This is a genomic window from Ilumatobacter sp. (genome assembly GCF_049588435.1).
GTDB lineage: Bacteria > Actinomycetota > Acidimicrobiia > Acidimicrobiales > Ilumatobacteraceae > Ilumatobacter_A.
Map to the genome: position 1 here is coordinate 1 of NZ_JBAVYV010000042.1, position 7,046 is coordinate 7,046.

At 67.0% G+C, this 7,046-nt stretch carries 8 protein-coding genes and 2 tRNA genes; 5 read left to right on the forward strand and 5 right to left on the reverse strand.

Annotation, left to right across the window (positions count from 1 at the left end; genetic code table 11):
- Positions 1–158: 158 nt before the first annotated feature.
- On the reverse strand, positions 159–1,043 hold the full coding sequence (locus WBV89_RS01365; RefSeq protein ID WP_423979545.1) for an alpha/beta fold hydrolase: 885 nt from the start codon (positions 1,041–1,043) through the stop codon (positions 159–161).
- 57 nt (positions 1,044–1,100) lie between these two features.
- On the reverse strand, positions 1,101–2,774 hold the full coding sequence (locus WBV89_RS01370; RefSeq protein WP_423979546.1) for a DEDD exonuclease domain-containing protein: 1,674 nt from the start codon (positions 2,772–2,774) through the stop codon (positions 1,101–1,103).
- A 72-nt stretch (positions 2,775–2,846) separates the two neighbouring features.
- On the opposite strand from WBV89_RS01370, the gene WBV89_RS01375 reads away from it, so the two are divergent.
- The gene (locus tag WBV89_RS01375; protein ID WP_423979547.1) at positions 2,847–4,091 is read left to right on the forward strand and encodes an NYN domain-containing protein; all 1,245 of its coding nucleotides are present in this window, start codon (positions 2,847–2,849) and stop codon (positions 4,089–4,091) included.
- A gap of 81 nt (positions 4,092–4,172) precedes the next feature.
- Positions 4,173–4,245, forward strand: a tRNA-Asn gene (locus WBV89_RS01380).
- Between the two features lie 123 nt (positions 4,246–4,368).
- Here the strand turns inward: WBV89_RS01380 and WBV89_RS01385 are convergent.
- The 3 genes from WBV89_RS01385 to WBV89_RS01395 form a co-directional block, all read right to left on the reverse strand.
- A tRNA-Ile gene (locus WBV89_RS01385) sits at positions 4,369–4,442 on the reverse strand.
- Between the two features lie 16 nt (positions 4,443–4,458).
- Positions 4,459–4,716 (reverse strand): hypothetical protein, encoded by a 258-nt coding sequence (locus WBV89_RS01390; RefSeq protein ID WP_423979548.1) that lies wholly within the window; start codon positions 4,714–4,716, stop codon positions 4,459–4,461.
- A 40-nt stretch (positions 4,717–4,756) separates the two neighbouring features.
- Positions 4,757–5,326: a hypothetical protein gene (locus tag WBV89_RS01395; RefSeq protein WP_040492397.1), complete on the reverse strand. Its 570-nt coding sequence runs from the start codon at positions 5,324–5,326 to the stop codon at positions 4,757–4,759.
- Positions 5,327–5,352: 26 nt separating this feature from the next.
- Here WBV89_RS01395 and WBV89_RS01400 point away from each other — a divergent pair, with 26 nt between their 5' ends.
- The 3 genes from WBV89_RS01400 to WBV89_RS01410 all read left to right on the forward strand — a co-directional run bounded on the left by WBV89_RS01400 (position 5,353) and on the right by WBV89_RS01410 (position 7,003).
- Positions 5,353–6,132: an inositol monophosphatase family protein gene (locus tag WBV89_RS01400; RefSeq protein ID WP_423979549.1), complete on the forward strand. Its 780-nt coding sequence runs from the start codon at positions 5,353–5,355 to the stop codon at positions 6,130–6,132.
- A 475-nt stretch (positions 6,133–6,607) separates the two neighbouring features.
- Positions 6,608–6,829, forward strand: a complete 222-nt coding sequence (locus WBV89_RS01405) for a hypothetical protein (protein WP_423979550.1) — start codon at positions 6,608–6,610, stop codon at positions 6,827–6,829.
- A 36-nt stretch (positions 6,830–6,865) separates the two neighbouring features.
- Positions 6,866–7,003, forward strand: a complete 138-nt coding sequence (locus WBV89_RS01410; RefSeq protein WP_423979551.1) for a hypothetical protein — start codon at positions 6,866–6,868, stop codon at positions 7,001–7,003.
- Positions 7,004–7,046: the final 43 nt, after the last annotated feature.

The following is a 7,046-nucleotide window of genomic DNA, read 5'->3' on the forward strand; positions in this document are numbered from 1 at the left end:
CGTCGATCCGGCCCGGGCGCACACCGTGGCCGCCGCGCTTCCCGCCGGCGGGCACACGAAGATCCTCGCGATCGACACCGCCGGAACGCGGCAGCTCGTCGCCTGACATCCGGCGTCTCGATCGCCAGTCCGATCGCCATCCGCGGTCTGTGGGAGCGTCAGATCGAGGCGTCGCCCCTGACGGCGACGTTGTAGATCGCGTCGGCGATCTGCGGCCAGTACAGCGGCGGAATGTCGTGACCCATCAGGGCGAGCACGAGCAGATCGGCGCCGGGAATGGCTGCTGCGGTTGCTTCGCCACCCGAGAGTGTGACGAGCGGATCCTCGCGGCCGTGGATGACCAGCGTTGCCACCTCGACCTCGCGGAGGCGTGCTGTGCGGTCTCCCGTGGCCGAGATCGCAGCGATCTGGAACGCGAAGCCGGCGGGGTTGAAGCACCGGTCGTAGGACTCGGCCGCCACCTCTCGTGACCGCTCCTCGTCGAACAGCGAACCGCCGATCACCCGCGAGGTGGCCACACCCTGGGCGATCGCTGCTTCGCGATCGGCGGGTGCAGGGTTGAGCAGTGCCGTCATCGCGCTCGGTTCGGGCTGGCCGACGTCGGGGGCCCCGGTGGTGGACATGATGCTCGTCATCGACGCCACGCGATCAGGGTGTTCGATCGCGATCATCTGCACGATCATCCCGCCCATGGACGCGCCGACGATGTGGGCTCGTTCGATGCCGAGTGCGTCGAGGAGTCCGACCGCGTCGCCGGACATGGCCGAGAGCGTGTACGGAGCATTCACCGGAGCACCGGTTGCGGCGGCGGTGAAGATCGCCATCACGTCGGGGGGTGCACCGTCCGACTTGCTGGACAGACCGGCATCTCGATTGTCGAAGCGGATCACGCGGAAGCCGCGTTCGAGCAGTTCGCTGATGAACCCGGGCGGCCAGAGGTTCATCTGCGCTCCGAGACCCATCACCAGGAGTACGGGAGGCGCATCGTCGGGCCCGAAGCTCTCGTAACAGATTTCGAGGTCGTTGACGGCGGTGATCGGCATGCCCGCATGTTGCCAGGCCGACGCTCCGACACGGAACTCGCGTCCGGTCCGTCGAGATCAGGCGGCGCGCTCGAGCGGGGCGATCGCCTCGCTCGAGGCGATCGGAAAGGTCCACTCGCCGTCGCAGGTCACGCTCAGTCGACGGGCGTGCTTGTCGAAGAACTTGGCGAGACACAGTGCCTCGTCGGCGTGCTCGCGCGCCGCAGGTCGGCCGACATCGATCGACCCGAGCGCAACGATGGGCAGGGCAGCCGTGAGCGTGGCGGTGGTCCGGGTGTCGACGAGCGCGCCGTCCGCGATGATCCAGGTGGTATCGCCGTTGCTCACCTCGGCTCGACCCGCCCGGGCGAGCGCTGCGAACAGCAGCGTCCGGCGGATTGCGCCGAGCAGTGCCGAGAGGCGGTCGCGGGTCAGTGCCGCCTCTTCGAATCGTTGCTGGCCGGCGAGCTTGGTCATCCGTTGCCGAAGCCGATCGACGACGAAGGTGGGGTCCCCCTCGATCGCGCGCACGGCGAGCGCAACGGCCGCCGAGTAGTCGCTGGCATCTGCGGTTCCCGAGCACGGGCAATGGGCCACACCGAGCTGGGCTGCGCTGCAGACGGGAGCGTCGGGGGCGGCCACGTGGTTCCGGCCCAGCCGTTGTGTGCAGCGGCGCAGGGGGAGCGCGGTCTGCAGCGCGTCGACGACGAGTGTCGCCATCGTCCGCGACGGAAGCGGGCCGAGGTGCACGCCCTGTTTGGCAGGGTTCTTCACGATCGACAGACGTGGCCATGCGCTGTCGACATCGAGTTTGACGTAGCAGTACTTGGCCGCACGGGTGCCGCGCCGGTTGTAGCGGGGAAGGAGGCTGCCGATGAAGCGTGTCTCGACGATCTCGGCGGTGAGCGGGTCGGGCAGTTCGACGTGTGTGACCGCAGTCGTCTCCCGCAGCATCGGTCCGATCTTGCGGCGGTCGTCGCTGCCGAAATAGCTGCGGACGCGCTGGCGCAGGTTCGTCGCCTTGCCGACGTACAGCACGGCGTCGCCGTGACCGCGGAACATGTACACGCCCGGGGTGCGGGGGAGATCGGCCGTCAGCTTCAGTTTCGGCGCCATCGGATGTCCACCGATCTTGCCGAGCGCGACGAGATCGTCGAGTCCGAGGACCCCGAGTCCCGCAGCGCGCTCGATGAGGAGGTGGAGCAGGTCGGTCGTGGCCCACGCGTCGTCGAGCGCTCGATGGCTGGGCTGATGGCCGAGCCGGAGGCGGGATGCGAGCGTGGACAACTTGCAGTTGGGGACCTCGTCGCGGACGAGTCGGCGCGCGAGGTGCACGGTGTCGACGATCGTCCCGTTCCAGGTCGGACGCTCCGCTCGCGCGAGGGCGGCGCGGATGAATCCGACGTCGAACCCGGCATTGTGGGCGACGAGCACCGAATCGCCGAGAAAGCTCAAGAGGGAGGGCAGCACCGTCTCGATGCGCGGTGCGGGTGCGACGAGCGAATCGGTGAGGCCGGTGAGCACGGCGATCTTCGGCGGAATCGCACGGCCGGGATTGACGAGGGTCTGGAACGTGCCGATGCATTCGCCTCCACGCACCTTGACCACGCCGACTTCGGTGATCATGTCGTCGTTGCGGTTTCCGCCGGTGGTCTCGAGGTCGAGGATGCAGAACGTCACGTCGCTGAGCGGGACACCCAGATCATCGAACGAACGTTGCAGATCGACTCCGGAAGCATCCCCAACTCGCATTGGACCGAGTGAACACGAACACGTGTACCCGTGTCAAGCGAGGACGCGACATCGCCAGGGTAGGTTCGGAGGATGACGACGATCGAGCATCGCGACCTGCGGTCGGCGCTCGAGTTCGTGGTGATCATCGCGGGTGAGTCGCAGAAACGTCGCTCGCCGCTCGTCTTCCCGAAGGATCTCAAGCCGTTCCTGGGTCGCCCGCGGGTGCCGTCGAGTTCGCTGGGACGAATCCGGCGAGTCGTCGAGGCCGACCCCGAGTTCCGCGCCGCGGTGTCCAAGATCGCCGTCGAGGATCTCGTGGACGATGTTGGGATGCTCTGGCTGTCCGGCCGTGCGGGATGGGAGACCGAGGCAGCGGCGGTCATCGCCGAGCGAGGCCAGGAAGCGGCGACATCGGACCTGCGACGCGATCTGAAACGTGCGGAGAAGCGCCGCATCGCGGCCGAGCAGGCGACCGCACGGATCCAGGTCGAGTCGATGCAGCACGAGGCGCGCCTCGCCGAGCAGGCGACCGAACTCGATGATCTCCGAGCAGATCTGGCGAAGGCCCGAGAGGCCCTCGACGAAGTGCGCGCCGAGTTGATCGACACGCGCAACGAGGCTCGCCATGCACGGGACCGGGAGGCGGCAGCCGTCGAGCGGGCCGAGGTATTGGCGAGCAGCATCGAGTCCGGAGCTGCCGTTGCTGGATCCTCTGTTGCTGCTGATGGCGCCGAACCGGCGGTACCACAGTCGGACATCGATCCTGATGCGTTGATCAGTGCAGAACACCGGCTCGCCGAGATGGCAGCTGCGTCCCGCGAGTTCGTCGCGCGGATCGAAGCGCTCGTCGTGGCGGAGACTCCGGTTCGACCGGACGAGCACCGGGTTCGGTCACCGCGCCGGACGTTGCCACTTCCCGGTGGGCTGATCTCGACGTCGGCCGCGGCGGCGCGTCACCTGATCGACCAGGGCGCGCCGATCCTCGTCGACGGATACAACGTCGCGAAGCTCGCCTGGCCCGACCGGAGCCTCGAGCAACAGCGTGACGCGCTGATCGCGCGCTGCGAGAACCTCGCTCGTCGTCACGCGGCGACCGTGGTCGTCGTGTTCGATGGTGATTCGGTCCCCGGCGCACACGCCCCCCGACGGAAGATGATCCGCGTCGTGTACTCGCCGGCGGGAACGACGGCCGACGACGTGATTCGCTCGGAGGTGGGGCACCTGCCCGACGAGAGTCCCGTCATCGTGGTCACCAACGACCGCGAGATCGTCCGCGACGTGAAGTCGGCGGGTGCGAACGTGGTGGCGAGCAACGCCTTCATCGCTGCGTTCTGAATCGCGGCGTGAATCGCGGCGTGTTTTGGTCCGGCGACGTGGGATGGCGAGGGGGAGCCAGATAGCGTCCACGCTTGCCATTCCGGGATAGCTCAGCTGGCAGAGCAATTGACTGTTAATCAATGGGTCGCAGGTTCGAGCCCTGCTCCCGGAGCTCGAAGACCCACCGTCCACGCGGTGGGTCTTCGTCGTTTCAGAACGTGCTGTGGTGGGGCGGGCGGGACTTGAACCCACGACCGAGCGATGATGACTTGTCGGCGATGATCCGGTGTTCGTGTGGGGCGGGCGGGACTTGAACCCACGACCGAGCGATTATGAGTCGCCTGCTCTAACCAACTGAGCTACCGCCCCGAAGGCGCGGTGACGATCAGGCGTCGGGCTGTTCGATGGCGTCGAGGAACGCGTTCACGTCACCCTCTTCGCCTCCGACGAGCCAGATCGACAATTCGCCGTCCTCGATCTCCGCGCCGTCGTCGTCCTCGGAGTCCTGCCAGGGCAGCACACCGTCGACGAAGTAGCGATCGACCGTGATGTCGTCGCTGTCGCCGTCGACCGGGGCGATGATCGCCAGTTCGACCTCGGCCTCCGGCGGCTGGTCGTTGAGGATGTCGATCAGTTCGTGCACTCGCATGGGTGTGTCTCCGGGTCTGAAGGGTCGAGCAGGGTCACAGGTCGTCGAGCCACGCGGGGGCCCGATCGAGCAGGTACAGGCTGACGTGCTTGCACCGCTCGAGCGCCACGCCGATGGCGTCGTCGTTCGTGAGGTAGACGTCGGCGAGATCAACGGTCATCTTCGCGACGATCGACAGGCTGCGCTCCGGGGCGTCGGTGACGCTCGGGAAGGAGTCGATCGCGGACACCTCGACCGGCAGGTCGATTCCGCCGATCCCAGCCAGGTCGGTGGCGAGAACGAGCAGGTCCGGTGGCTCGGGGAGCGGTGGCAGCGTCCAGGTGAAGAGGATCGTGAACGTGAAGCCGGTGGGTGGCCCGTCGTCGAGTTCCTCGAGGCGGATGACCTCGTCCTCGAATCCGAGCATCGCCCGGGGGTCGACATCGAGTGACAGGTGGAGGTCGATCGGGCCGGAGCATGCCTCCTCGGGGTGCAGGTCCACCTCCCACAACTGGCGCAAGGAATACGTCTCGACGAAGTGCCGCTCGTCGTGGACGTGGAACCCGTGGTCGATCGCCTGACTTTTCACGTCGGCAACAAATCCCGCAACGTCGATGACAGCCATCGGTGCGGACACTACCGTCCCGAGGCGTGGACCGCCCGAACGATCCGACCGTGGAGCCCGAGACCGTTCTCGCGCTCTTCGGCGCGATCTGCGATCGCACCGCGGGGTTGCTCGCCGGAAACGACGACTGGGCGATGTCGGGGCGGCGTTCCACGCAGTACGCGATCGACGTCGCGATCGACGCTGTGTGCCTCGATCTGCTGCACGACGCCGGTTTCGCGGTGCTCTCGGAGGAGAGCGGCATCACCAACGCGGATCAGCGTCGCGAGCACGACCTGATCGTCGTCGTCGATCCGCTCGACGGTTCGACGAATGCCGCCCTTGGCCTGCCATGGTGCGCCACCGCGTTGTGCCTCGTCGTCGATGAGATCCCCGAGGTGTCGATGGTCTCGAACCTGCGCACCGGCGACCGGTATTCGGCGGTTCGTGGTGCGGGCGCCACGCGAAACGGTCGTCCGATACGAGTCGGGACGACTCCGTCGCTGGCCGACGCGATCATCGCGGTCAACGCGCGCCCGCCCGAGTCGTTCCATCCGGCACAGTTCCGGAGCATGGGTTCGACGGCGCTCGACATCGCGTCGGTCGCGCTGCCCGGGGGTTTCGACGGTTCGGTCGACTTCGACGAGGGGATGATCGGCATCTGGGACTACCTGGCGGCGGTGCTGATCCTGGAGGAAGCCGGGGGAGTGGCGACGGATGCGGTGGGACGCGACCTGGTCACGTTGGACCACGACGCGCGCCGACGACCGGTGACCGCGGGATCACGCGGGCTGCTCGACGAGTTGCTCGTCGCCTGTTCCCGCTGAGTCGCCGGGTGGGCGTGTCAGGCACGAACACGGCGCAGTTCAGGGCTGGAGGGTGTCGCTGGCGTCGCTGGCGCACGGTGCTCGGGACGGCAATGATCGGTTCCATGATGATGTCATCAGAATCCCCCGAACGTGCATACCATTGCACGGTTCGGTGGCTCGATGAGCGCCGTGGGTCCCGTCGGTGAGGCGATCGGTGTCCGGCCGCCGTTCGGGCCGATGAAGCGGCTCGATCACGACGAGATGGTGGCCGAGCAACTGAAGCAGCTCGCGCGACCGCGTCGGGCCTACTCGCGAAGTGCCAAGCTCCTGTTTGCCACGATGGACCTGGTGTACGGCAAGGAGCGGACGCTCGAGAAGTTCCGGCTGATCGAAGTCGTGGCACGCGTTCCGTACATGGCGTGGGAGAGCGTGGCCTACGTGGCGATGACGCACACGTCCAAACGGCCCGATTTCGCCCGTCGCGTGTACGACCGTGCGCGGGGTTGCTCGTTTCGAGCAGGACAACGACCAGTGGCACCTCCTGATCCTCGAGGAACTGACCGACGACAAGCGCCGACACTGGCTCAAGGGTCGGATGAGCCCGCAGGTGCTGGCGGTCCTGTACTACCAGTTGTCGTGGATGATGTTCGTCGTCCGACCCAGGTGGAGCTACCGCCTGAACGCCGACTTCGAGGACCACGCCGCGCACGAGTAGGCGCACCTCGTCGAGGAGCATCCCGATTGGGAGGACGTGCCGTTCGTCAGCAGCTTCGAGGCCGACTACGGGTCATACGACCACTTGGCCGACATGTTCCGCCAGATCGGCCACGACGAGGTCATCCACCGTGAGGAGAGCGAACTCATGATGACCCAGCCTCGCTATCGCTGAGCGGGGCGAAGAGGTCGACGGCGTTTCCGTCGGGGTCGTGGAC